The sequence below is a fragment of the Collinsella aerofaciens genome (assembly GCF_015546965.1).
GTDB classification, from domain to species: domain Bacteria; phylum Actinomycetota; class Coriobacteriia; order Coriobacteriales; family Coriobacteriaceae; genus Collinsella; species Collinsella aerofaciens_X.
The window spans coordinates 128,058-154,569 of sequence record NZ_JADMUF010000005.1; the positions used below are offsets into that span (position 1 = coordinate 128,058).

The following is a 26,512-nucleotide window of genomic DNA, read 5'->3' on the forward strand; positions in this document are numbered from 1 at the left end:
CTTTCGACACTCGGCAGCCGGGAACAGTCCTTGCCAGCCCGGCCGGCGAGCCGGCGAATCGGCAAAGACTGCCCCCGATGACTAGTCGTTTAAGACTGTCCCCAATGACCACTCTTGCTGGGTGCCTGCTGCTGGGTCGCCATCGCCTGCGTGAGCCTGGGCATGCAGCACGTCATCGGCATCTGGTAGGAAAGGCGTCGCGTGGGACGAAATCCCCCGTCCCAAAATGTGGTCGGCCTAGGAGGGCTTGCGCGCAACCAGGTGGGCGCGGAAGCCTTTCTGCGCCTCGAGCTTGAGCAGGAGGAATCCAGCGCTCTCGGCGAGCGCACGAAGCTCGGACACCTTGCAGATCCGGACATCGCCGTGGCCTGCGAGGCGCGCCAACGGCAGCTCAAAGGTGTTCATGAGCCATACCACGAAGTCGCTCGACGTGTAGTCGCGGAGAATCAGGCGCCCGCCGGGGCGCAGGACTCGGGCCGCCTCGGCGAAGAACCTCTCGGGGTGCGGATAGTGATGGAAGCTGTTGGAGCAGAGCACGGCGTCGAAGCTTTGCGGCTCGAAGGGCAGGGCTTCGGCGTCCCCGACGACGAAGCGGACGTTCCCGAGCTGCTTGGCGCGTGCCGCCTCGATCATTTTGGGCGTGAGGTCGAGCCCCGTCAGGTGCTTGCCCGGGTATTCCCCGTGCAGCAGCTCCAGGACTGCTCCGGTTCCGCAGCCCACGTCGAGCACGTCCTCGAACGGCTCGAGCGCGAGCTCCTCGAGCATCTGCGGATAGTCGTCCTTGCACATCTCGTAGATTCCGGCATGGCCGGACTCGTAGATCTTCGCCGCCTCGGTGAACTCTTTGACGGAAAGCTGCTTGAGCTCTTCTGCCGATCTGGCCATGAGCCCTCCTATTCCTGGACCTTGAGCGCCTCGGAGAGGCTCACGCGCTTGATGGAGCGCGTGTGCAGCAGCGCCACGACCAAGTAGGTCACAAAGCCAATGCCCACGCACGCCGCCATGGACCAAGCGGGCACGTAGATCTCGATATTGCCGTTGTAGGCGAGCAGCATCGAACGGAAGATGGCCGTGAGCGAGCCAATAATGACCGGCAGGCTCAGCACGAGCGACGCCGCCACGCACAGCGTGATCGAGCGGATGTACAGATGCGAGATCTCGCTATCTCGATAGCCAAAGACTTTCATATAGCTAATCGAACGGGCGCTGTGGTCGATCACAGCCTTGGTCAGCAGATACATAAACAGCAGGAAGATAAATACCGCGAGGCCAACCATCATGCCGATCATTTTGCTCATCATGCCTATAAACTGGTCACCCACGGCGCGCATGTCGTCGGGCGTGGTGTCGCCGGCAAAGTAACGAGCATCGAGGTCGAGCTTCTCGTCGCTCACATAGCCGTTAAAGTAGGCGGCGTCGTTGTCGAACAGCTCGTTAAAGTCGTCGATGCTCATATAGATATTCATGTCCGACTTGGAGCCCCAGGTGGCATCCTTGCCCGTGTACTCCAGCGAATAGTCCTTGCCCTCGTACTTGTCGCCGAGCGTGACCTTCTGCCCCTCGCTCCAGCCAAACTTGTCGAGCAAGCCACCGCCAAAGACAACGCGCCCATCGCCGACGTTGAGGTCTTTCCAATAGCGCGAATTGGGCGAGATGCCGTAGACGGAAATCGTCTCCTGCCCATTACCATCGCCGCGGTCGTATTGCAGCTGGTAAACGGCGTATTTCTCGGTCTGCGCAATCTTGTCTGCACCGTTATCGGTCGTGTTAACCGGGTGAATGTCGTCGTTGTCAGTGTCGATCTTAGAGGCCTTGTCGATCAGGTCGATAGCCTCGTCGCGGTTGCAGCCGAGGGCATCGGCAAGGTCATCGAGGCGCGCATAAAGCACATCCTTCTTGTCCTGGACGTTTGCAAGCGCATCCTGCGCCGCAGTCAGGCTCTCGGCAGACGGCGAGCTGGTCGCAGCGTCAGCCGCCGACTGGGCAGCATGGGCCGCGTCATCGAGCTCGTCATCGGCATCCTGAGCGGCGGAAAGCAGCGCACCGTCCACCGACTGCAGGCGCTCGAGTGCCGACCACTGCTCGCGCTCCTCGGCAGTGCCCTCGAGCTCCAGCGGCGCCTTGAGCGTGTACTGGTGTTCGGCGACCAGGCTTGTCTCGAGGTTGTCCGCATAGTGCGTCATCGTGGGCAGGATCGCCAGGCCAAAGAGCATCAGCAGCGAGGCAAACGCAATGCCCACGAAGAGCGTGGCGAAGTTGCCCAGATTGCGCAGGAAGATACGCAGGCGGAAGCGGGAAACAAAACCCATGCGCTCCGGCAGTTGCATACCACGCTTGGTGCCCGACTTGCCGCCCGCCTCGTGACGGAGGAACTGCAACGACGTCTTGCCCATCTTGCGAAGCAGACCCACCAGCGTGATGAGGATGAGCGCGGCGGCGGGAACCACGGCGCACTTTACAAAGATCTCCCAGCTCCAGTACACCTGGAAGGGCGGCAGGCTGTACGAACCGTAATAGAGGCTGCGCATGGGCTCGGTAAAGAACACAACGCCGAGCGCAGTGCCCAAAAGCGCCGCGACCACGCCCACGATAGCGGGAAGCGCAAGGTAGTGCAGCACGATCTCGCGACGACGATAGCCGCTGGCGAGCAGCGTGCCAATAATGGCGCTTTCCTCCTCGATGGTGGCGTCGGTAAGGACCACAAAGACAAACGCCATGATCACGATGATGATGTCGAGCAGCGTCGTCCACATCATGGAGTCGCCGTCCACGTCATCGCGCGCATAGCCAATGCCCTGGTTGGAATCGGCGTCGGTCAGGTCGTCCACGCGCGCATCGGCGTCGGTCAGCGCCTCGACCATATCCTGCTCGGCATCGATGCGGTCCGCGGTGGAGAGATCGCGGTCGTTAAAGGTAAAGGAGTAGGTGTAGGCGGGTGCGCCGCCGGCGTCCTCGAGCGCGGCAAAACCGGCGTCGGTGACCTCGGCCACGCCGTAGGTGATGGTGTTGACCGTAAAGTCGGAGTTGTTGAGGAAGAGTGCCTGGCTGTCGGGCTGGGTCATGATGCCGCAGATGGTGTACGTACGACCCTCGAGCGCTACCTCGTCGCCCACGGACAGGTCATTGTTGATGGCAAAGACGCGGTCGATAGCCACCTCGTCGTCCGCGCGGGGCTGCTTTCCCTCGCAATAGGACGCGATGTCAACTTTGGTGCGATGCGCATAGGTGCGCAGGGTGCGTTTGGTGCCGTCGTCGCCGGACGCCTTTTTGATGATGGCGTCGATGGAGAAGTTCTTGTAGAGCGTGACGCCGCCAACGTCACTGGCGGCATCCTCGGCAGCTTTGAGTTGATCGTCGGCAGCCTCGAAGGAGGTGGTCACGCGGCCGTCCTCAATCGTGTACGCATCGCGCATGTCGTCGATAAGGCAGCCGATGGAATGCGCTGCGAGCAAAAAGCCCGAGGTGAGAGCGATGCTTCCGCACATAAGCAAAAAGATGCCCAGGTATTTACCGATATTGCGGCGCAGCTCGCGCGGGAGACGTTTTGCGAGAGGTGACATGGCGCCGCCTACCAATCGAGCTCGGCGGCCGCAACGGGCGACTCGTTGAGCTCATCCTCGACGATGCGCCCGTCGCGCAGGCGCAGCACGCGATTGGCCATGCGGGCGATGGCAGCATTGTGGGTGACGATGATAATGGTGCAGCCGTACTCGCGGTTGACGTCCTCCATGAGCTGCAGGATTTCCTTGGATGTCTTGTAATCGAGCGCGCCCGTGGGCTCGTCGCACAGCAACAGGCCCGGGTTTTTGACGAGCGCGCGACCGATGGCGCAACGCTGCTGCTGGCCGCCCGAGACCTGGCGCGGGAACTTGTTGCGATGTTCATAGAGGCCCAGCGAGCGCAGCAGGTCGTCGACATTGAGCGGGTTTTTGGACAGGTGCGCCGTGACCTCGATGTTCTCCTTGATGGTGAGGTCGGGTACCAGGTTGTAGAACTGGAAGACAAAGCCCAGCTCGCGGCGGCGATACTCGCCCAGGTCGGCGGGCTTGAGTACGGTGAGGTCGCAGCCGTCCACCATAATGGAGCCGCCGTCGGCATCCTCCAGGCCGCCGATCAGGTTAAGAAACGTCGACTTGCCCGAACCCGAGGGCCCCAGCATGACGCAGATCTCGCCGCGATTGATGGACGTGTCGATGCCGTCGAGCACCGTCAGGCGCGCGTCACCGTCGCCGTAGTGCTTTTTGAGATCCTTGACCTGGACATAGGCTTCCTGCGTTGCCATGGTATCCCCCATTGTTAGCCTTCTGCTACTTTAATAGGCTAATAGTAAACCTTGGCGAACTATTTTGGGGCGAGAGTGGGGATTTGTTTCAAGACTAGTCGTTGGGGACGTTCTTGAATGACCGGGTGGTTAGGCGCGGGATTTGGTGCGTGCGAGGGCGAGGCCTACGGCGGCGATGGCTGCGGCGAAGAGCACGGTGACGCCTAGGTCGCAGGCGATGTCGCCCAGTACGGCAGACGTCAGGTCCGAGGCGAGCGCCTTGCTGATCGCGTCGTTCACCCAATACGTCGGCACAAAGTGCGCCACGGTCTGCACGGCCGAACCCATGAGCGACAGCGGCATCCATGCGCCGCCCAAAAACGTCATGAGCATGCCAAGCAGGTTGCCCACACCGTTGAGCAACTCCTCGCGCGCACCCAGGCTCGACAGCGCAAAGCCAACGGCCAGCGGCGTGCACGCCAGGGCAAACGTCGCCGCCAGCGCCAGACACACGCGGCCCACGCCGACCTCGGCAACCGCGCCGGCAAAGCCCACGACGCCCATCATGCTCGACACAAACCAGATGCAGACGGTAATCACGGCGGCGGCCGCGAACACGGCGAGCGAGCGCTGGCGCTCGGAGACCGGACCGGCATCCATGCGGCGCACGCGCTCTGGCTCATTCATGCCCGAGAATACCAGCCCCACCGACACGATGACCGACGAGATGATCGCGTACGCGCCAAAGTTGAAGTACGACTCGAGCGTGGCGGCGGCAGTCGAATCGACCTTGACCTGCTCGATCTCGACCTCCGCGCGCTTGGCGGCGGCATGCTCGGCGGCCTTGGCGACGCTGCCGTTGGAGGCAGCGGGCTCAAGCGCCGCCGCAGTGCCCGCGAGCGAAATCCAACGCGAGGCCTCGGCAGACGAAAGCGCTGCCGCCATGGTGCCGGCACCGTAGGTCACATCGAGCTTGGACAGGGACTTCCCCGCTCGAGCGGCTGCAACGAGGTCGTCCTCGAACCCCTCCGGGATAAAGAACACGCAGTCGGCGCTACCCTTGGCGCTGTTGCTCTTGGAGAGCGCGTCTGCAAGGTCGTACGTATCGTCGCCGATGCCCGTGACCAGGTCAAAGCGCGACCCCAAGTGCTTGGTGAGTGCCCGCGAAAGGTCGCTGTTGTCGTGATCGACCACGATCACGTTGGTGTCGTAGGGCTTGTATTCGGTGAGCTGCGACGAGTTCCAGCTCACCGACGCCGCGATGAACACGCCCATAAGCGAGATGAACACCGTATAGATGAGCAGGTAAAACGGGTGCGCAAGCGCCATGCGAAGCGCAGTCTTAAAGGTGCTCATAGCGGCTCCTTCCAAAGATCAGCGTGGCGGCAGCGACAAACACCAGGGCCATCAGGACAAGCGCGCCTGCGCGAACGGCAAAGGGACCCAAGTCCTCAAAGAAATACAGGCGGTTGAACATGTCGCAGATGAGCTTGACGGGGTTGAGCCAGCACTCGGCCGGGCAGGCGCGAGCGACGTCGTCGGCAAGCGCCATCGCCGGCTCGCCGTAGAGACCGGCGAACAGGGCACACGTGGTGGCAAAGCCTGTGAGGATGCCCGACTTGGACGCCTTTCCGCCCTTAACGGGCAGCGTGCCCACAAAGAGCCCCAGGCCCGTCGCGGCAAGCGCGGAGGCAGCGCCGCCCACCAGGCAGAGCCCCTCGCGCCCGCCAAAGTCGACGCCAACAACCAGACGCACGTAGCCAATCGCGATCGCCATCGAGGCAAAGGAAACCAGCCACGATCCGACAAAAATACCGGCCAGCGACGCCGTCTTGGAAAGGCTGCCCACGCAGCGACGCGCGCCAAGGCCCGACAGATTGGGCTGCAGATCGACGACGCTCAAGGCGGCAAACTCGGCAGACATCATCGCGACCAGGCCAAAGAGCGCGTAATAGTAGATGACCGTGCCATCGGGTGTGGTGCGTGTCAGGCTTACGCGGCGGGTACTGCCCTCGAGCGACAGGGCGCGCGCAACCGCCTCCGGGTCGGCGAGCGTCGCCGGGTTGTCCTGGGCAATCTGGGACATGAGCTCGGCATTTTGTGTATACGAGCTTGCCACCGTCTCCAAAATGCTGCGGTCGGTGAGCACCGACGACGCACGCGAGCTGTCGTAGCTCGACAGCAGCGTGAGCTTGGGTGCGCCCGCGTCGTCGACCGTATAGATGCCCGCGACCTCGCCGGCCTTAAGCGCACGGTTCGCATCGGCTGCGTCGTCGCACTCGTGAATCTCGAGCAGCTGATCGTCGCTCTCCTTGGCAAGCGACGTCGCCACGTCCTTAAAGGTCGAGGCGTCCCAGGCCTCGTCCGCTATGACGGCAACCGGCACCGGGTCGACCGTGCCGTCGGAGCTCAGATTCGCAAATATAAACATGAACATCGTGGAAAGCGCGATGGGAAAGAGAGCGCCCCAGACCCACGTGCTCGGCCGGCGCAGCAGCGTCTTGACCGTAGTGATGATGGTGTTGAACATGACTGCCCCCTAGTCGCGCAGCTCGCGGCCGGTGATCTCGAGGAACACGTCGTTGAGGGTCGGCGGTTCGGAATAAATGCGGCCGAGCGCCACGTCGGCGGCGCGCAGCGTGTCGAGGATGTCGACCAAATTGTGCGGGCTCGCTTCGCAGGTGCAGACGAGCTCGCCGCCGGACAGCTCAACCGAAAGCACGTGCTCGAGGGCGCGCAGCCGCTCGACCGTGGCGGTCTCGACGGCGCCGACCTCGACAGTCACGCGCTCGCCCATCTGAATCATGCGCTTGAGTTCGTCGTTGGTGCCCTGCGCCAGCACGCGCCCGCCGTCCATGATCATGATGCGGCTGCAGATCTGCTCGACTTCCTCCATATAATGGCTGGTATACACCACCGTGGCGCCCTCGTCGCGCAGGCGGCAGATGCCCTCCAGGATGGCGTTGCGACTCTGCGGGTCGACCGCCACCGTGGGCTCGTCAAAGAAGATGAGCTCGGGCTTGTGCGCGATGCCGCAGGCGATGTTGAGGCGACGCGCCAGGCCGCCCGAGAGCTTGCCGGGGCGGAACTTCGTAAAGTCGCCCAAGCCGACAAAGTCGATCGCCTCGTCCACCAGCGCGCGGCGGCGCTTGCGGTCGTTGACGTAGAGACTGCAGAAATAGTCGATGTTCTCGCGCACGGTGAGCTCGTCGAATACCGCCACCTGCTGCGGCACCACACCGATGCGGCGCTTGAGGTCGTAGCGGGCGGGCGTCATGGGCTCGCCAAACAGCTCGATGGTGCCCTTGTCGTAGGCGAGCAGCTGCAGGATGCAGTTGATGGACGTGGTCTTGCCCGAGCCGTTGGGGCCCAGCAGGCCAAAGATCTCGCCGGGGGCGATGCTGAGGTTAAAGTGGTCGAGCGCGATAAGGTCGTCGTAGCGCTTGACGAGGTTTTCGACGCGGACGATATCTGTCATGAGGCGGCCCTTCTGTTGATTGCGGCCCGGTACGATTGCATCATCGCAGGAGCCGCCGGCGCGCACCAGTGAGCTTTGTCACGAGTGTAGGGCTTGGTCGCGCGGCCCGCCGGTGCCCCCGCTTTGCCGCGTGGGAGGAATGTCACGGTTGCTCCGGGTGGCCCCTCCACCACGCGCGGCTTCGCGTACAATACCCGTATGAACAGGCTTTTCGACAAATCGATCGTGCTGGCGTGCTGTATTGCGGCCGCCATGGGTCTTGCCGTGGACGCTCGTCTGGTTGTGGCGTTTTGCCTTGGCATTATTGCCACCTCGCTGGCCGAGGTCACACAGGGGAAACGCACCCGGCGCGCGAGCGAGGCCGCGAGCTGCGCTTACATCATCGCGGCCGTCGTCGTGCCGCCGTTTGTGCCGTTTGCGCCTCTCGCCCTCTATGACATCGCGCGACGCGTGCGCCGTGAACGCATCTGGCCCGCGCTGGCGATTGGCGCCGTGTTTGTCTGCGCGCTTGTCGCGGACCTTCGCGGCGGCGCGCTCACCACCCGAACGCTCCTGCTGACCGCCATCCTTTCGGTTGCCGCCACCTTGCTATCGCTACGTACCGCCCAACTGGAGCGCGAGCAACAGCGCATGCGCCGTACCCGCGACGAGCTGCAAGAACGAGCCCTCGCGCTCGAAGCGCGCAACCGCGACCTCGCCGACCGCCAGGACTACGAAGTCGAGCTCGCGACGCTCGCCGAACGCGCCCGCATCGCGCGCGAGATCCACGATAACGTCGGGCACCAGCTCACGCGCGCTTCACTGCAGGCCGAAGCCCTACGCGTGGTCCACGCCGACGAGCCCAGGGTTGCCGCCGATTTCGCCGACGTCAAACGCACGGTTGACGAGGCGCTCCAGCTTGTGCGCACCAGCGTCCACGCGCTCAACGACAACGCCGTCGACCTTTCCGTGCAGCTCGAACGCATTGTTGAAGGCGCGCGCTCGGACGGCGGCCCGCAGATTGAGCTTGAAGTTTTGGCCGAGCATGCACCCGCCAACGTAGCCAACTGCTTTGCGGCGATTCTACGCGAGGCGCTCTCCAACACCATACGCCACGCCCGTGCTCAGAACGTTACCGTGCGATGCATGGAGCATCCGTCGTTTTACCAGCTCATCGTTACCGACGACGGCGCCGGCGCGACCCCGGTGAACAGCCGCAACGCCGCAGAAGGCATGGGACTCGGCTCCATGCGCGAGCGCGTCGAGGCGCTTGGCGGAACCTTCACCGCCGGCCCACGCGCCGGTGCCCCCGGCTGGCGCGTGTTTGCCACCGTCCCAAAACAGCAAGGAGATGAGGCCCGATGAGGCTCATTGTTGTCGACGACGACCGCTTGGTGGTCGATTCGCTCAAGATTATCCTGGGTGCCCAGCCGCAGATCGAAGTCGTGGGCACCGGCGCCGACGGCAACGACGCGGTCGCGCTCCACACCGAACACGCACCCGATATCGCGCTGCTCGACATCCAGATGCCAGGGCGTGACGGCCTTTCGGCGGCACGCGAGATCCTCGAGCGCGACCCCGCAGCACGCGTGGTGTTCCTGACCACGTTTTCGGATGACGAGTACATTGTGTCGGCGCTCAAACTGGGTGCCCGTGGCTACTTAATCAAGACCGATGTCGCCGCCATCCCACCAGCGTTGGCGCAGGTCATGGATGGCAAACGTGTGCTTGAGGGCAAGGCAATCGAGGATATTGACTTTGACGAAATGGGTGACAAAGCAGGCACGCCCCACCGGCCCGCGGCCTTTGCCGGCCTGACCGACCGCGAGTTCGAGGTCGCCGAGCTCATCGCCCGCGGTCTCGACAACAAGGAGATTGCCGCCACCGCCTACATGGGCGAAGGCACCGTGCGCAACCACATCAGCTCGATCCTGGCCAAAATGGGCCTGCGCAACCGCACCCAAATCGCCATCGCCTACCTGCGAGGGTAATCAACCAACGGCCAACCACTTCGGCATGGCAAAATTGCTGCCACCGATTTAATGCCATTTCAAAACTATGCCGGATTACGGGGCTAAACTAAGGACCTCCATCCATGCCCGCATTTTTCGAAAAATGACAGCCCATCTACCTGCGGTTTTGTTTTCACGAATACCGACATGGTCGGGAGTTCGCGATCCGGCCCCGTAATCCGGCATAGTTTTGTTCGGGCAGCCCCGCACAAGCGCCCCGTAAGTCGCACGAAACCAAAAATGATCCGTTTTCCTCCGTCCCCGGGGGATCAATTGGCGGTGCCCGCCACGAAACCGGCCCATCTACTACGTTTGACTCGACACTTCCAACCATATCCTCGTTTTGAACAAAACCACAAGCGTTCTACCTGCGGTTTTGTTTCCGCGCTTTTCGTCATGGTCGGGGATAGGCAGTTAAACGTAGTAGATGGGCCGGTTTTGTGGCGCGCCCTCCTCCTCCGCGCACAAAAGTGCCGCCACGGAGAAGGGAGACGCCTCCGTGGCGGCTGGGGGTGGGGTGGGGGCTATGTTTTGGCTCCCCGCCAGCGGCCCGGGGCCCTTGGCCCAGGGCGCTGTCAGTTTGCCTAGCGCTTACGGATGCCCCAGATCAGGGCACCGACGCCGGACATGGCGACGACAAACGCCATGAGGAGCGCGGCTGCCTGCTGGTCACCCGTGGTGGGCAGGAAACCCTTGACCGTCTTGACGATGTTCGTCACGGTCTTGGGCGTGCCGGGGTCGGGCGTCGGCACGGGCGTTTCGGGCTTCTTGTACGTGTTGTTGAACACGATGCCCTCGACGCTCTTGTCGCCCTTGGCATAGGCGACGCTCGCCTTGAGGTTGCCCTCGCCGTCGTCGACCACATTGACGGTCGCGGTAAAGACGGACTTGTCGTAGGTCATACCGGCCTCGTCGCCCTTGACCTCGCTGATGGTGTAGGCGTACGTACCGGGCTCGTCGTACTCGAACTTGTCGAAGTTGATCTTGCCGTCGGCATCGTTGGTAACCGTAGACTCGATGTCCTCGCCAACGAGCTTAAAGCTAAACTCGTCCTTCTTGAGCTCGCGTCCCTCGAGCACCTTGATGGCGCCGATGGAAACCTGCGTGGGCATGGCGTGGTACTTGTTGGTAAAGCCGGCCGACTCGGTGGTTCCCTCGAGCTTGTGCGTCGCGGTCAGCGTGCCGTCACCATTGTCGGAGACGGTGGTCACGACGGTGTAGGTCGCGCTGTCATAGGTGACGCCCTTGTACAGGCCGAGCGCGTTGGGGCAAGCCTCGCGCAGCGTGTACGTGTGCGTGCCAGGCGCCTCGTAGCGGATGGGGCTCAGCGCAACGGTGCCGTTGGCGTCGTTGGTGCCGCTAGCGACGACCTTGTCGTCCTCGAGCAGCTCAAACGTGAACTCGCCAGCTGCAAGGTCGCGTCCGGTCAGACGCTTGACGGTCTTGACCTGATCGGTCACGACAGAATCGGTAGGTGCCACGCCGTACGTGTTGGTGAACGTAAAGGCAGCACCGTCGTCGCCTTCACGCACGACGCTCAGATGTCCGGCACCGTCGTCAGTCACGGTGTAGGAAACCTTGCGCGTGGCGTTGGCGTCGTTGGTCACACCAGGGGCGCTACCGGACTCGGTCACCGTGTAGGTAAAGGTGTGCGAGCGCGGAGCGGTGGGGGCTGCGGGCTCGGACTCGTCGCCGGGCTCGCCAGCGTTGGCATCAGCGTCGGCGTCGGCCTCTGCCTCGTCAGCGTCGACGTCGTCAGCCTCGTCTGCCTCGGCCTTATCGGTCGCATCGTCCGTCACGCCCAGAGCGCGGTTGAGGTCCTCGAGCGTAAAGTGGATCTTGCCAAAGTCCACGTTACCGGCTGCGTCGTTGGTTACGGTCGTGCGCTCGGGCATCGGGGCACCTGCCTCGTCGGCGGTCACGGTAAAGGTGAACTTGCCCGTGATGTCAGCCGGGGTCAGGCCCACGGCTGCCTGGAGCTTCTTGGTGCCAGCGAGTGCGGCATCAACGGCATCGGTGCCGTAGACGTTCTTGAACTCGGGCTTGATGCCGTCGTAGACAGACTTCGCCGTCAGGGTACCGTCGCCGTTATCGACGACAATGACCTTAAAGCTGAAGCTCGGCGTTGCGGCCGTGATGCCCTTGGCCGCGAGCTGCGGCGTGAACTCAAAGGCGGTGTAACCGATAGTCCATGCAAGCTTGGCATCCTTATCGGTGCGGATAGCGCGCTTAGCGTTCACCAAGTCGGCGAGCATCTCGGTGGTGTAATGCAGGAAGCCGAAGCTTACCTGGCCATTAACGTTGGTAGTGCACGTGCCCTCGATGGCTTCCTTCTCGCCTGCGTAGGCGATACCAAAGTAGAACTCACCGTCGGCCATCGGGCGACCGGTCAGGGTCTTGGTGGCAACGACCTTAGCGGCTCCACCACCAGTCGTGTTAGTCGTAGCGCTATAGCTGTTGACGAACGGGACCACGGCGCTCTCGACCGCAGCGGCACCGGTCTTGTACTCGGTCACCAGCGTGCCCTCGGAACCACCGGAAACGGTCGTCGTGGCGGTGAGCGTACCGGCGGTGTCGTCGGCGATGGCGATCGTCACGGTGCGGACGGCCTCGTCGTAGGTGTAACCGGGCTGATGGTCGTTCTTCTCGGCCACGGTGTACGTAAAGGTCTTGCCGGCGTCAGCCTGCGTAAACTTGACCTCATGGCCAGCCAGGATGTCGATCAGGCCGACCGTTCCCTCTGCCGTCGCGGGGGACTTGAATTCGTTGACCCCGGGCAGCAGGCCAAGTGCGTTGGCCGAAGCCTCGTCGGCGGGCGTCACGGTAAAGGTGAACTGGCCCTCGGTCATGGGACGTCCGCGGAGGGTCTTGCTGAGCTTGAGGCCGCCGGCCGCGGTGTAGTTGAGCTCAGAGCGATACGTATTGGTAAAACGTCCGTTTTCCTTCTTGGTGACGTTGGCGGTCAGGGTGCCATCGCCGTCCTCGGTCACGGTCACTTCGGCGGTCGCGACATGGGCGTCATACGTCATGCCGACCGTGCTGCCCGCGTTCTCGCGGATCTCGTACTTGTAGGTTCCGGCGGCAGTGTAGTGAATCTTGCCGAACTTGATGGCGGCGATGCCATCCTTCGCGTCGCGCCTGCTCACGGTTACGGTTGCAGGATTGGGCAGCGGGACGCCATCGGGGGCGGCGATAGTAAAGCTGAACTCGTCCCCATCCGTCCACTCGCGACCGTCGATGGCCTTGCTCAGGCCAAAGTCGAGGTCTGCATCGGTCGGGGTCACGCTGTAGGCGTTCTCGAAGGTTGCAGCCGTGGCGTCCTTCGCGTCCTTCAAGACATGCTCCGCCTTGAGGGTACCATCGCCGTTGTCCGTGATGGTGGTCTCGATGGTGTACTTGGCGTCACTGTAGGTGACGCCCTTGCTGGTGGTTCCGCCGTTGACCTCGCGCAGCGTGTAGTTGTGCGTTCCAGCCTTGTCGTACTTCACGGGGCTCATCGCAATCGTGCCGTCGGCGGCGTTCTTGCCGGTGGCAACGACCTTGACGTCCTTGCCCTCGCCCTCGACGAGCTCGAAGGAGAACTCGCCCTCAGCCATGTCGCGGCCGGTCAGAACCTTGGTCGCGGTAATCTGGTCGGTGACGCTCGTCTCGACAGGCTTCACGCTATAGGTGTTGGTGAACGTGAAGGCCGCGTTGCCATCCGGCTTGCGGGACACGTCCAGCTTACCCTTGCCGTTATCGGTCACGGTGAAGGAAACCTCGCGCGACAGCTTGGCGTCGTTGGTCACGCCAGCGACCTCGCCGGACTCGGTCACCGTGTAGGTAAAGGTATGCTCGCGCTTCTCGGGCTTCTCACCCAGGGCCTTGTTAAGGTCGTCGAGCGTAAAGGTGATCTTGCCAAAGTCGACCTTGCCGTCGGCGTCGTTGTGCACGCTCGTGCTCGCAGGCATAGGCGCGCCCTCTTCGCCGGTCACGGTAAAGGTAAACTTGCCGGTGATGTCGGCCGGGGTCAGACCATCGGGAACCTGCAGACTCTTCTTGCCCGCAAGCGATGCCTCGGCAGCATTCGTGGTGTAGACGTTCTTGAACTCGATGCTCTTGACGTCCTTGGCGTCCTTGGCATCCTTCAGCTCGTGCGTAGCAACAAGCTGGCCCTTGCCGTTGTCGGCAATGGTCGTCACGATGGTGTAGACCGTGTCGTCGTAGGCGATGCCGCCGGCGTTGCCCTTGACCTCACGCAGCGTATAGGTGTGCTGGCCGATCTCGGTGTACCTGATGGGGCTGAACGTCACCTTGCCGTCAGCAGCGTTCTTGACGGTCTCGACAGGCTTAACTTCCTTATCCACGATCTCGGCCAGCTCAAAGCTAAACTCGCCGGCCGCAAGGTCGCGCCCGGTCAGGGACTTGGCCACGGCGATCTCGTCGGTAACGCTGGACTCAACAGGCTTCGCAGTGTAAATGTTCTTGAACTCGGTCTCGCCTGCTTCGCTCCAGGCCACCTGCACGTCAGCGCTCAGCTCGCCCTTCTTGTTGGGCGTCACCGTCACGGTGATCTCCGCGACGTTCTTGCTGTAGGCAATGCCGTCAACCGTGGTCCCGGCGTTCTTTTCGCTGACCTTGTAGACATACGTGCCGGGCTCTTTGTATTCGATCGTGCCGAAGTCAATGGCCGCCTTGCCCTTGTCGTCCAGATCGTCCTTGGTCACAGACGCAGTCACGGGCGCCGTCGCGGACTCGGGCATCGGGGCGCCGTCCATGGGCGTCAGCCCAAACTCAAACGTGTCCTCAGCCTTCCAGTTGCGGCCCTCGAGCACCTTGGTCAGGCCAAAGCCGGCCTCGGTATCCTTGGTATCCACCGTTACCGGCGTCATGTCGTACTTATAGCTAATCTTGCCGTTGTTGCCCAGGTAGGAGTTGACATGCGTCGCGGTCGCCTTGGCAGACGTGTTGTTCCACTTGGGGTTGAGCACGTCGGTCGCGGTGCGAGTCTTGTTGTTCTCCTTGATGGTGTGGAGCTCATCGATAAAGGCCAGGCGTGCGGTTCCCACAGTAAACACCAAGTTACCGTTCTCATCGGGAACAATCGCGCCGTCGAACTTCGCGGCGTCGCCGCCGATAAATTCGATGACGTCGGTGGCGGGCTTGGCCTCGTCGTTCTCGCCCTGCTCCTCAAACTCGTCCTTGTAGTAATAGGTAACCTCGCCAGCCAGCGCGGGCCCCTTTGCAGGCTGCGTGCAAGCCTTATCCGTGTAAATGGGCGTCTGCTTCTGGAAATAGTAATAGCGGTTGGTGTCGGCAGGTTCAAAGGTCGCAACCGTATCGCCCAGCGCGCCGGCAGCCCACTTGTTCGCGTAGAAATTCACGGTCTTGGCGCCGTCAACGACGGTCGTATTATGCTCGATGTAGTCCTTGAGCCCCGTGACCTTCTCGGGCGTAAACAGGTTGTCGAGCGCAACCTTCTTCACGCTCGAGGTGTACTTCACGCGGATAGGCTGAGCGCTGTCGACCGAAAGCTTGCCGTCTTCGTTCTTAAAGTGGCTCTGCGGAATCAACGACGCAGGAATCTTGACCGTTACGATATCGCCGGTCTGAGGCTCGCCCTCTTTGGCATGTTGAACGGTGATGACCAGGTTCGCGGCATCACCCGTGAATGTGTAGGTGTCGACGTTGTCCTCGGTCTTTGTCGGCTTGCCAAACGTCGTGCCGTTGTATATAAAACCGTCGACCTGCATAAAGTCGCCCAGCTCATCGGTAAACGTAATGTAGCCGGACTTGGTCGCGTCGTAACCCTTTTCGATTTCGGTCGGGTGAGGCGCTTCCGACGTAATGGCCTGTGAGATGTCGTCGAAGACCTTCTTGAGCTCTTCTGCATTGGTCGCCGACTTGTAGTAGTCGGAGTTTTCTGCGCGCGCACCGTGAGTATCCCATGCCGTGGCATTGGGGTAGTTACTCGATACGGCCTGCATGAACTTGTTCTCTTGGCTTGTCTTCGAATCTTGGACACTGGCATTGGGGTTCGCACCGTTAAAGATGCCAATGGTATAAACGGTGGCCTTGCCGTCCTTCATGTTTTTGGCAGCCGTCACGGCAGTGTTAGCGACGCCCGAATCAAACTCGCTGAAGCTTGTCGGCGTGCCGTCGGTAAAGAACACAACGACCTTCTTGGCGCCCTCGCGTCCAAAAGTTTTAATGTTTTTCTCGGCTTGTTTCATACCATAATCGGCACGCGTAGCGCCAGCAGGCTTGATGGAATCGATCGTTCCCTTAAGACCCTTTGCGCCGCCAACCGTGCACGCCGTCAACTCTTGCATTGTCTGCGAATAGTTGTAGCTATGGCCGCCGGAGCGGTACGTGTCGTTTCCGACCTTATCGGTCTCATCACCCGCAAACTTAACAATGGCAACCTTATGCTGCCTATCGACACCCTCGATACCTTCGTTTTGTTTGGCGATGGTGTCGATAAAGCTGTTCGCAGCGTTCTTCAGTGCATCGATACGCTTGGTGGAATCTCCACCGCCCATAGGATCATTCATCGAGCCAGATGCATCCAGCACCATCACGATGTCAAGCGGCGTGGTAACCGTCACCTTTGAATTAGACGTCGAGGACATCGCCGAAAGCGTAGTCAAGAAATCCGACTCTTCGTTTTCTCCGGTTGCCATGACCGTCTTGTCGGTCCAGATTCGACCGACGTTTTGGGTCGTTACTTTATTACCGCTGTGGCCGGCCGCCCAGATTTCCCAGCGTCCGGTGGTGTCGGGGTCGACAACCGTCGGCCCGCTCACTGTCGGCCCGTCCATTCCCGTACTGGACCTGGCGTTGGCCTCGGGCAGCATGGCGAATGCTGCGGCTGGCAACACCAGCACTACGGCCAGTATCACCGCCAAGAGACCCCTCGTGTACTTACCCATCGCGTCTCCCTTCTCGCAGGATTAGACCTTGCATCAGCCTAAAGTTACGGAATGAGACACAATTAGGGCAGGTGACACACGTTCCAGATTCGGTTTTGGGTGTGAGACAAATGTCTCACCAAAGTTGAGACACAGCGTTTTCGCAGGAAAACGGGTGCGACTCGGAGCCGACGGGCCAAAATGATCCGTTTTCCTCCGTCCCCGGGGGATCAATTGATGGCGCTCGCCACGAAATCGGCCCATCTACTACGTTTGACCCGATACCTCCGACCATACCAGCGTTTTACGAAAAACCGCAGGCCATCTACCTGCGGTTTTCTTTTCTCGCTTTTCGCTGTGGTTGAGGGTGGCCGCCCAAACGTAGTAGATGGGCCCATTTCGTGGCGGACGGGTCGCGCAGACGCCCTTGCAAGGCCAAAATGGTCCGCTTTCCTCCGTCCCCGGGGGATCAGAGGCTGTTACTGATACGGTGCCATTTCAAAAATATGCCGGTTTACTACGATAAATACGAATTCCCCGACCACACTCGCTTTCTTTGCAAAATCGCAAGCCGTCTACCTGCGGTTTTGTTTTTACCAAATGCGGTGTGGTTGGAGATTGGCGATTCGTCGTAGTAAACCGGCATAGTTTTGTTCGCGGCGGCCTAACCGCGCGTCTACGCGCGGGGCCGGTGGGGTATTTTTGCCCCACCGGCCCCTATTCCAGCGCTATTCCGGCTTGGTTTCTACCGTGGGAGTCTTGTCCGCCGCAACCGGGGTGCGGGCGGTGTCCATACTCAGGCAGTGCTTGGGGCAGCTTTCGATGCATTCGCCACACACCACGCAGGCATACGGATCGATCGACCAGGTGCCGCCCTTGCGATCGACCGCCAGCGCACCCGCCGGGCAGCGACGCGCGCACATGCCGCAACAAATGCACACGTCCATATCGTTGACGATATGTCCGCGCAAGCGCTCGGGTGCCGCGAGCTTTTCCTGCGGATAGCACACCGTGACCGGCCGCTTGACCATAGAACCCAAGGCCGTCTTGGCAAATGTCAGCAAACTCATGCCGCGCCTACCTTTCCGTGCAGCTAATGCAGGGGTCAATGGTCAGGATAATCATGGGCACGTTGGCAATGAGCACGCCCTGCAGCGCATGCGTCAGACCCGCCAGGTTTTGCGACGTCGGCGTGCGCACGCGGAAACGGTCCAGATTCTTGGTGCCGTTGCCGCGCACATAGTAATACGCCTCGCCACGCGGCTGTTCAATCACAACCTCGCCGCGCGCACCGTCAGCCGGCGTGAGCTTGGTGCGTCCGCCGATACCGTCGTGCGGAATCTTGCCCACAAGCTCCCTAATGATGTCCATGGCCTGTGTGACCTCGGCGCAACGCACCTGGCAGCGGGCATAGCAGTCGCCGTCGGTCACCACGATGGGCTCAAACGCGGCCAAGTCCGCATAGGCACCGTCGCCGAACATACGCACGTCGTAATCCACGCCCGAGGCGCGACCGAACGGCCCGACCATCGAAAGATCCAGCGCGTCCTTCTTGCTGATCACGCCCACGCCATGCAAGCGCTCGCCGCAGCTGGCATCATCTAAAAACGTATGCACCAGGGCCTCGTAGTCGGGGCGCATGGCATCGAGCGTCTGGACGATTCCCGCCAACTCGGAGTCCTCGATATCGTGCTTAAGGCCGCCGATCTCGTTGATCGACAGGATCACGCGCCCGCCGCAGGTGCTCTCAAAGATCTTGAGAATCTGCTCGCGCAGGGTCCACGAACGATAGAACAGCGCCTCAAAACCAAAGGCATCGGCGAGCAGGCCCAGCCACAGCAAATGCGAGTGGATACGCGACAACTCGTGCAAAATGGTGCGGATATACTGCACGCGGCCAGGAACCTCGATGTCGAGCATACGCTCGCAAGCTGTGGCATAACCGCAGCTGTGGCCCACGGCGCAGATGCCGCAGATGCGCTCGGCGATGTAGCCAAACTGATGCATGTCGCGCTTTTCGGTGAGCTTCTCGAGCCCGCGGTGCACAAAACCGATCTGCGGAATTGCCTCGATAACGCGGTCGTCCTCGATCACCAGGTCCAGGTGGAGTGGTTCGGGCAGCACCGGGTGCTGCGGGCCAAACGGAATAACGGAGCGATGTGCCATGGACCCTACGCCTCCTTTTTCTGCTTGTCGCGGGCGGCCTTGGCGGCAAGCGCCGCGCGGACCTTGGCCGCTTTCTCGGGATCCATGGCAGCGAGCTTTGCCTCCATCTCGGCAGCTTTAAGCGCAGCCTTGGCAGCGGCCTCGTCATGCTGGGCATCGGAGCCGGCAGCCGCAGCGGGCTGGGCAGTGGCAGCGCCCGCGGTGCCACTGCCATCTGCGGCGCCCTCCCCCGCAGTAGCCGCGGCGGCGGCCTTCTCGGCCGCGGCCTTGCACGCCTTGGCCTCGGCAGCAGCGCGGACCTTCATGGCCTTCTCGCGCGCGGCCTTCACCTCGGGCGTGATCACGCTCATGGGCTCGGCGGTCGAGACCTGGTAGAAAAAACCCTTAAAGTCGATCTGCATATCGGTGATGGCAAGGCCAAACAGGTCGTGCGCCTCGTTCTCAAACGGGAACACCGCCGGATAGTACGAGCTGATGGACGGAATCTCCTGGTACTGGTCGATGCCCTCAACCACCAGGTTCTCAATCGCATAGCTGCCGTCCTGCGCAATATGCTCCTGAGCAGCACGAACGTTGATAAACGTATAGACCAAGCGATACGAGCCGTCGTCGACGTTGCGTTCAGCGTGCATTTGCACAAAGCGCGCGCCGACGCCCTTAAGCGCCTGGACATGCGACAGGAGCTCTTCGATCCCGACGGTGGTATAGATAGCCTTTTGCATTACTCGGCCTCCTTTGCAGCGGCGGTCGCGTCGCCGGCCTCCGCAGCAGCCACAAACCCATCCTCGCCCAGCTCAACGCCACCGTCCCAGGTAGCGGCACCGCCCACGGTGAGCGGGTCGCCACCGGCGCGCATCACGGCCTCCTTCTGGTCCAGGATGCCGCACGCCTCCACGATGGCATCGATCACCGTCTCGGGGCGAATGGCGCACCCGGGCGCGTACACGTCCACGGGAATCGCGCGGTCCACGCCGCCGATCACGTTATAGGCATCGCGGAACACGCCGCCCGAACACGCGCAGATGCCGCACGCCACCACGCACTTGGGCTCGAGCATCTGGTTGTAGATCTGACGCACGACGGGCAGGTTCTGAGCATTGACCGAACCCGTCACCAAAAAGATATCCGCATGCTTGGGGTTGCCGGTATTGACCACGCCAAAGCGCTCCGCATCGAACAGCGGTGTGAGCGAGGCCAGCACCTCGATATCGCATCCGTTGCAGCTCGAGCCGTCGTAATGAATAACCCACGGCGAGCGCGACATTTTATGATCCATGAATGCCGCCTCCTAAATAAACACGTCGACGAGGATGGGCATAAGGTTGAGCAGGCCAAACACCAGCGCCACGCCCCAGCCGAGCTTAAAGCAGCTGCGCCAGGTGCTGCGCGCGAAGGTGTTGTCGATCAGGACCTCGACAAAATACGTCGCGGCCATCACGACCAGGGCGACCACCCAGCTCACCGGGTTGTCCCAAACAAAGAACATGCCTACCCACATCAAAAACAGCACGGTCTCGCACCAGTGCATAAGGGTCATCTTGGCCAGCGTGCCGCCGCTCATCTCGGTGGCGACGCCCTGGACGATCTCCTGATGCGCGTGATGCGAGTACGAAAGGTCAAACGGCGACTTGCGCAGCTTGATGGTAAGCACCGCGAGCAACGCGAGGAAAATGGGTGCGCTGTACACGATGATGGGGACCGACTGCCCCGTCACGGCGATGGAATCGAAGCTGTCGGTGGCAAGGTACAGGCCCACGCTCATCAGCAGAACGGCGGGCTCGTAACTCATAACCTGCAGCAGCTCGCGGTCGGCGCCGACCTGCGCAAACGGGCTTTGCGTCGAGGCGGACGCCAGCACCACAAAGATCGCGGCGAGCGTCACCATAAAGGCGCACAGCAGTGTGTTGGAACCCGACACAAAGATGCCGCCGCCCACGACGGTAAAGATGAGCGCGCACGCCATGTAGGTATCATCCATGGTGTTTACGCTGGCAGGGGCTTTGCGCAGCAGCTTGGCAACGTCGTAGAAAGGCTGGAGCAGGCGCGGGCCCACGCGGCCCTGCATACGGGCCGAAAGTTTGCGGTCAACGCCGTCGATCAGGCCACCAACCAAAGGCGCCAGCAGGGCAAACGCCACGGTACCAACAAAAATACCCACGACGCCCGAGCCCTCGAAATACTTGCCGCGCAGCACCGAGGGCGCACTCATGGCAAGTCTCTCGGGCCCAATCCACGCGCAACACAGCAGCGCAAACAAGATAATGCTGCAGCACACGACGCTACCCGCGGGGCCAATACGCTTCTCGCCAAGGGCGTCCTCCGAGTACCAATTGCGCTTTTCGGCCTTCACCTCGTGTCCCATCGAGCCGCGGAAATGGCGATATTTGTCGGTCCCCACGCCCGAAAGGTACACGTTTACGTGCGGTTTGTTGCTCACGCGGAATGAAGTCAGCAGCACCACGGCGATAAACGCCACGATAACCACCATCAGATACATGGCGTCCTTGCCAATAACGCACGGCACGCGGCCAAACACCATGGCCAAGTAAGGCGACACCAGACCGCTCGAGATAACCGGAAACGCCACGCAGCACAGAATCAACAGCGCGGCGATGGTGTTGAGCGCCATCCATTCGGTCTTATGGACATTGACCTCCACGTTTTGAGCCGTGGGGTCGACGCCCGAAAGCTTGGCAAGCCACTTGCCCCAGAAGAAGAACGTCGCGGCCGAGCCAAAGGCCAGCACCATGATCATGAGCACGTTGCCGGTCTGGGCAAACGCCACCAGGGCACCCCACTTGGACACGAGCATGCCAAACGGCGCCACAAACATGCCCATGATGCCCAGCATCATCAGACGCGTTAGGTGCGGCATGCGGCTAAACATACCATCCATGTCCTCGATATCGCGGCTGCCGATATGATGCTCGGCCGTGCCCACGCACAGGAACAGCAGCGACTTGGCCACCGTGTGGAACAGGATCAGGAAGATGGCCGCCCATACGGCCTCGGGCGCGCCGACACCCAGGCAGGCACTGATGAGGCCCAAGTTGGAAATGGTGGAGTACGCGAGCACGCGTTTGGCGTTGCTCTGCGAGATGGCCATGAGGGCAGCGAACAAAAACGTGATGGCACCCACACTCGTGACCATAAAGCCGGTCACGGGATAGATGGCATAGAGCGGGCTCAGCTTGACCATCAGGAACACGCCGGCTTTGACCATGGTTGACGAGTGCAGCAGGGCGCTCGTGGGCGTGGGGGCAACCATGGCACCCAGCAGCCAAGTGTGGAACGGCATCTGTGCGGCCTTGGTGAGCGCGGCGAGCGACAGCAGAACGACCGGCATCACCAGCAGCGCGGACTGCGCGGTTCCGGCGCCGGAAAGCTCGATCATGCCCGAGATGGTCAGCGGCATGCCGTTAACGTGCAGATACATGAGTCCGGCCAAAAACGCGATGCCGCCCAGCATGTTGAGGATGATCTGGGTAAAGGCGTTCTTGATGGCCTCGGGCGTGCGCGTGTAGCCAATCATAAGGAACGAGCACACGGTGGTGATTTCCCAGCCGCAGAACAGCCACTCCAGGTTGTCGCTCGTCACGATGACGAACATGGCCGAGAGGAACAAGAACATAAGCGCCAGGAACTGCGGGCGACGGTCGGGCGCGGCCTGCCCACGCAGCGCGGCCTCGTGCTCATCGTGCGCTTGGAAGTCCTTCATGTAGCCCAGGGCATACACGCAGATTAGGCTGCCGACGATGCCGACGGCGAGGACCATGATCACGCTCATGTAGTCCAGGTAGAGCGGCGTTGCCGTGACGGCTTCGGCCGCGGGCAACGTCATGGCTGCAAAGGCGAGCGAGCCCACCAGCTGGACTATGCCGAGCACCATGGCGAGCGTGCTCTTAAATTTGCGCGCGTTGTACAGGATGACGTCGCACAAGATCACGTCGATGGCGGAGATGATGATCGAGAGCGTAGACGAGGTGCCGGGGGCAACCTCAAAGCTCTGCGGACCCGTGCCAAAAAACATGACGGCGACTACAACTGTCACCGCCATAATAATGCCGGAGCCTATGAGCCCCACCGCATCGCGGGCGCGGTCACCGCGCGCGAGCAGCATTCCCAGCGCCGGTACCAGCGGAAACAGGGTAAGGAAATACAGTAGCGTCATACCATCACTCCCCCATGCAAAAACGCTGCAATTGTTTAACGTTATAGCTCAATTGAGGAGCAGCGGCGGCAGGTTTTCGGTCAACTGGGGAGTTTTAGGCGTACGAGGCAAGGAGCCTGTCCGCATTGGAGTAGAGGGGCGGCAAGAAAAATGCGCCCCCGTGGGCGCACCATCCCGTTTGCTATTCCGCCTTTTTAACGCGCGGCTTGCGACCGCGCGGCTTATCGACCAGTGCGGACTCACCGCTCTCGCGGTACTGACGGCACCAAGCCTTGACCGAAGACTCGCTGGGAATCTTGTGTTTGATCATGGCCTCGCGAACCGTTAAGCCGTTTTCCAAGCGGTCCTTGACCACGGCGAGCTTAACTTCGTACGAATAGGTGTGATGATGCGAACCGGCGTTGAGAACGGCGTCGGCACCGCCCACAGCATACGCGCGGGCCCACTGACGAGCCGTGGCCTGGGGAATGCCAAGCTCCGCGGCGAGGGCGCGATGACCGACCCCCTCTTGGAGGATCTCGACGGCGCGCTGTCTAACCTCGGGCGCATGCGTGCGAGTCCTAGTTGCTTCCGACATACCTGCCACTTCTTAGCCTTAACCGTTAATCTGCTTTCTTACGTGCAAGTTAGATAGTAACATTTTACTGTTTGCTCAAAGCAGTTAATTAAAGTAGACGCGGCGTTATCTGGGCATTTGGCACCAAATTACGACATTTCTTTATCGATTATTTACGCTGGTAGCTGACTCGCAGCTAATCGTCATTCGCTTGTCAACAAAATTGGCATCTCTTTACATCCTTTGGTATAGAGGATATAGTTATTAACCCCTCCCCCAATAATTTTGAGTGATCTGCAAGGCAGTAGACGTCCTCACTCCTCATGATTACCGCGCATTGCCATCCACCGGAGCAAAACAAAAAGGGCGGGACCTGCTGCGCTTGCAGGCCCCGCACCGATTGACACCCGACGGGACACAGCCGGGCGAGACGGATCCGTGCTACCGTCCCGCCTGGCCGCGATGTTCAACTACAGCTCGTTGGCCGCGTGATATGCCGTGCGAATGGCGCTCGCAATGTCGGCGGTGCGCTCGCCCGAGCAGTCGCCCACGCAGGTCACGGGCACCGTCACGCCATCCAGGTCAAACGCGTTGGCCTTGGAGCCCACGGCCATCACCACGTAATCGCAGGCGATCTTCACCGGCTCCTCGGCGCCGTCCTCGGTAGTGCGAATGGCCTCCACGCCCTCGTCGGTAATGGCGGTCAGACGGGTCTTCACGTGCTGCTCCACGTTGTGCTCGGCAAAGTCGCTCATGATCAGCGGCAGAATGGTCTCGGACTCGCCCGCGGCAATCTTGTCGAGCATCTCCACGATCGCCACCTCGCAGCCATGCTGCAGCAGGTACTCGGCAGTCTCGGTGCCCACCAGGCCACCGCCAATGACGGCGACGCGCCCGCTGAGCTCCACCTTGCCGGCCAGCACGTCCCAGCTCGAGACGACCTTCTCCGAGTCGGCGCCCGGAACGGGGATGACCACGTCGTGTGCGCCCACAGCCACAATCGCGGCGTCGGCGGCGTTGAGGTCCTCAGCGGTAGCGGCATGGTTGAGCTCAACCTTCACTCCCAGGCCGGGCAGAATCTTCTCGTAGTACTCAACCGAGCGCATGATCTCGTCCTTGCGCGGAGGCGCGGCCGCCAGCACAATCTGGCCGCCCAGATGATCGCTCGCCTCGTAGACGGTCACACCGTAGCCGCGCTTGGCCGCCACGCGTGCGGCCTCCAGGCCGGCAATACCGCCGCCCACCACGGCGATCTTCTTGTCGCCCTCGCCCGGCTTAATGGCGATGGTCGCCTCATCGCCGTTCTCGGCATTGAGCACGCACGAGATGTACTTGCGATTTTGAATCGCGTCGACGCAGCCCTTGTTGCAGTTGAGGCACTCGCGGATGGGCTCACCCGTAGCGGCCTTCAGCGCAATGTCGGGGTCGCACATGAGCGAGCGGCCATAGGCGATGATGTCGGCCGCGCCGTCTTCCAGAATCTTCTCGCCGGCCTCGACCGAGACAACACGGCCGACGGTTGCCACCGGCACGGAGACCAGGGCCTTGACGCGCTCGGCCACGGGCAGCGTCCAGTTGTAGGGCATGGCGCCCATGGGCGGAATGGTATCGCCCATGTTGCCGGTGTGGTTGGCCTGCGCGACCTGGATCATGTCGATGCCGGCGCCCTCGAGCAGCTTGGCGAACTCGCAGGCCTCGTCGGGCTGCAGGCCGCCCTTGCCGCGCGGCGTGCCGTCGGGGTTCTCCATGATCACGGGGAGCTTGTACTCCACCATCAGCTGCGGCGCGGCTTCCTTAATGGCGGCGACGACCTCCAGCGCGTAGCGGACGCGGTTCTCGAACGAGCCACCGTACTCGTCGGTGCGCTGGTTGAGGATGGCCGAGCACAGCGAACCCACCAAGCGGTCGCCGTGGACCTCGATGGCGTCGATGCCGGCCTGCTGCGCGCGAGCGGCCGAGGCGGCGATGGCCTCCTTGATCTGGGTGAGCTGCTCTACGCTCGCCTCGTTCACAAAGTGCTGCATGTCGTGATGCAGCTTGGCGTAGGCCTGGTTGCGGATCTCGTTGGACTCGGCCATCTTGGCGGCAAAGGTTTCCTCGTCGCCGGCGGCCTTGGCCTCCTGCGCGGCCTTGGCGGCGGCCATGGATCCCATGACCATGCGGCCGACACCGGGCACATCGTACTCGGGGTGGAACAGCTGCAGCGCGACCTTGGCGCCGTGCTTGTGGACGGTGTCGGCCAGGGCCTTAAACGTGGGGATCTGGGCGTCGGTCGCCAGCTTGGGCGTGGGGCTTGCGGTCATAACGGGAGCGACGTCGCCGATGACGATGTAGCTCACGCCGCCACGGGCCAGGCGCTCGTAAAAAGCCAGGCTGCGCTCGCCGATGGAACCGTCGCGCTCCTCGTAGCCGGTGGTCAGCGGCGGGAACATAATGCGGTTTTTGAGCTCAAGGGGGCCAACCGTAATGGGCTGGAGCAGCTTGGATGCAGGTGCGGTCATAGATATTCCTCTCTTGTAGGCGCGGCGGCGATGATGCCGCGTAGTTGTCTAGAGTATATGGCATGGGGATACAACAGCGCAACGGAAATCGGCGGACAGCAGGTAGCGGCAGGTGGATGGGGATGGGCGGGGCGGCCCGTCGGTTTGTCTCAATCTGTAACAGTTACGCGGCAAAACCGGGTCTTACTGTTACAGATCGAGACAAACCAAACCCGCCTGCTAGAAAATCTCAATCTATAACAACAACTCGGCAAAATCCGTCCCTCGTGTTACAGATTTAGACAAACACGACCCAACCCACCGGTATATCTCGGTCTGTAACACCTAGCCGCCCAAATCGGGTCTAGATGTTACAGATCGAGATTTTGTTTGAGAGGCCGAGAATTGGACCGAAAACACGGTCCCGAAATAACAATCAGAACCACCCTTAAAAAGGGTGGTTTGCTCTTAGGGTATAACCCACGGGCCCCGGGCTCGCGTCTAAAGGCGCGGGCCCGG

16 protein-coding genes are annotated in these 26,512 nt (G+C 61.5%); 2 read left to right on the forward strand and 14 right to left on the reverse strand.

Translation table 11 applies throughout. The features are described from left to right. Nucleotides 1-237: 237 nt before the first annotated feature. The 6 genes from I1M21_RS05225 to I1M21_RS05250 all read right to left on the reverse strand — a co-directional run bounded on the left by I1M21_RS05225 (nucleotide 238) and on the right by I1M21_RS05250 (nucleotide 7,739). The gene (locus I1M21_RS05225) at nucleotides 238-885 is read right to left on the reverse strand and encodes a class I SAM-dependent methyltransferase (RefSeq protein WP_195192709.1); all 648 of its coding nucleotides are present in this window, start codon (nucleotides 883-885) and stop codon (nucleotides 238-240) included. A gap of 8 nt (nucleotides 886-893) precedes the next feature. Next, nucleotides 894-3,560 (reverse strand): ABC transporter permease, encoded by a 2,667-nt coding sequence (locus I1M21_RS05230; protein ID WP_195192710.1) that lies wholly within the window; start codon nucleotides 3,558-3,560, stop codon nucleotides 894-896. 8 nt (nucleotides 3,561-3,568) lie between these two features. Continuing rightward, nucleotides 3,569-4,282 carry an ABC transporter ATP-binding protein gene (locus tag I1M21_RS05235; RefSeq protein ID WP_229025623.1) on the reverse strand — a complete coding sequence of 238 codons (714 nt, stop codon included), beginning with the start codon at nucleotides 4,280-4,282 and terminating at the stop codon, nucleotides 3,569-3,571. Between the two features lie 129 nt (nucleotides 4,283-4,411). Next, nucleotides 4,412-5,617, reverse strand: coding sequence for an ABC transporter permease (locus tag I1M21_RS05240; RefSeq protein ID WP_195192712.1), 1,206 nt, complete (start codon nucleotides 5,615-5,617; stop codon nucleotides 4,412-4,414). Continuing rightward, on the reverse strand, nucleotides 5,604-6,791 hold the full coding sequence (locus I1M21_RS05245; protein WP_195192713.1) for an ABC transporter permease: 1,188 nt from the start codon (nucleotides 6,789-6,791) through the stop codon (nucleotides 5,604-5,606). The genes I1M21_RS05240 and I1M21_RS05245 overlap by 14 nt, the downstream gene beginning before the upstream one ends. 9 nt (nucleotides 6,792-6,800) lie before the next feature. After that, complete coding sequence (locus I1M21_RS05250) at nucleotides 6,801-7,739, reverse strand: ABC transporter ATP-binding protein (protein ID WP_195192714.1); 939 nt, start codon at nucleotides 7,737-7,739, stop codon at nucleotides 6,801-6,803. A gap of 198 nt (nucleotides 7,740-7,937) precedes the next feature. On the opposite strand from I1M21_RS05250, the gene I1M21_RS05255 reads away from it, so the two are divergent. Then, nucleotides 7,938-9,083, forward strand: coding sequence for a sensor histidine kinase (locus tag I1M21_RS05255; protein WP_195192715.1), 1,146 nt, complete (start codon nucleotides 7,938-7,940; stop codon nucleotides 9,081-9,083). Next, nucleotides 9,080-9,709 carry a response regulator gene (locus tag I1M21_RS05260; protein WP_195192716.1) on the forward strand — a complete coding sequence of 210 codons (630 nt, stop codon included), beginning with the start codon at nucleotides 9,080-9,082 and terminating at the stop codon, nucleotides 9,707-9,709. The genes I1M21_RS05255 and I1M21_RS05260 overlap by 4 nt, the downstream gene beginning before the upstream one ends. 605 nt (nucleotides 9,710-10,314) lie before the next feature. Here the strand turns inward: I1M21_RS05260 and I1M21_RS05265 are convergent. From I1M21_RS05265 to bilR, 8 genes are all read right to left on the reverse strand, one after another. Beyond that, complete coding sequence (locus I1M21_RS05265) at nucleotides 10,315-16,641, reverse strand: Spy0128 family protein (protein WP_195192717.1); 6,327 nt, start codon at nucleotides 16,639-16,641, stop codon at nucleotides 10,315-10,317. 707 nt (nucleotides 16,642-17,348) lie between these two features. Next, a complete protein-coding gene (locus tag I1M21_RS05270) occupies nucleotides 17,349-17,690 on the reverse strand; it encodes a 4Fe-4S dicluster domain-containing protein (RefSeq protein ID WP_195192718.1) in 342 nt (113 codons plus the stop codon). A 7-nt stretch (nucleotides 17,691-17,697) separates the two neighbouring features. Beyond that, a complete protein-coding gene (locus I1M21_RS05275; protein ID WP_195192719.1) occupies nucleotides 17,698-18,786 on the reverse strand; it encodes a hydrogenase large subunit in 1,089 nt (362 codons plus the stop codon). Between the two features lie 5 nt (nucleotides 18,787-18,791). Further along, entirely contained in the window at nucleotides 18,792-19,508 is a 717-nt protein-coding gene (locus tag I1M21_RS05280) for an NADH-quinone oxidoreductase subunit C (RefSeq protein WP_195192720.1), read from the reverse strand. Further along, the gene (locus I1M21_RS05285; protein ID WP_195192721.1) at nucleotides 19,508-20,062 is read right to left on the reverse strand and encodes an NADH-quinone oxidoreductase subunit B family protein; all 555 of its coding nucleotides are present in this window, start codon (nucleotides 20,060-20,062) and stop codon (nucleotides 19,508-19,510) included. The genes I1M21_RS05280 and I1M21_RS05285 overlap by 1 nt, the downstream gene beginning before the upstream one ends. Nucleotides 20,063-20,074: 12 nt before the next feature. Beyond that, nucleotides 20,075-22,957 carry a proton-conducting transporter transmembrane domain-containing protein gene (locus I1M21_RS05290; RefSeq protein ID WP_195192722.1) on the reverse strand — a complete coding sequence of 961 codons (2,883 nt, stop codon included), beginning with the start codon at nucleotides 22,955-22,957 and terminating at the stop codon, nucleotides 20,075-20,077. A gap of 181 nt (nucleotides 22,958-23,138) precedes the next feature. After that, entirely contained in the window at nucleotides 23,139-23,534 is a 396-nt protein-coding gene (locus tag I1M21_RS05295; protein WP_089573462.1) for a helix-turn-helix domain-containing protein, read from the reverse strand. A gap of 449 nt (nucleotides 23,535-23,983) precedes the next feature. Continuing rightward, the gene (bilR, locus tag I1M21_RS05300) at nucleotides 23,984-26,014 is read right to left on the reverse strand and encodes a bilirubin reductase, long form (protein ID WP_195192723.1); all 2,031 of its coding nucleotides are present in this window, start codon (nucleotides 26,012-26,014) and stop codon (nucleotides 23,984-23,986) included. Nucleotides 26,015-26,512: the final 498 nt, after the last annotated feature.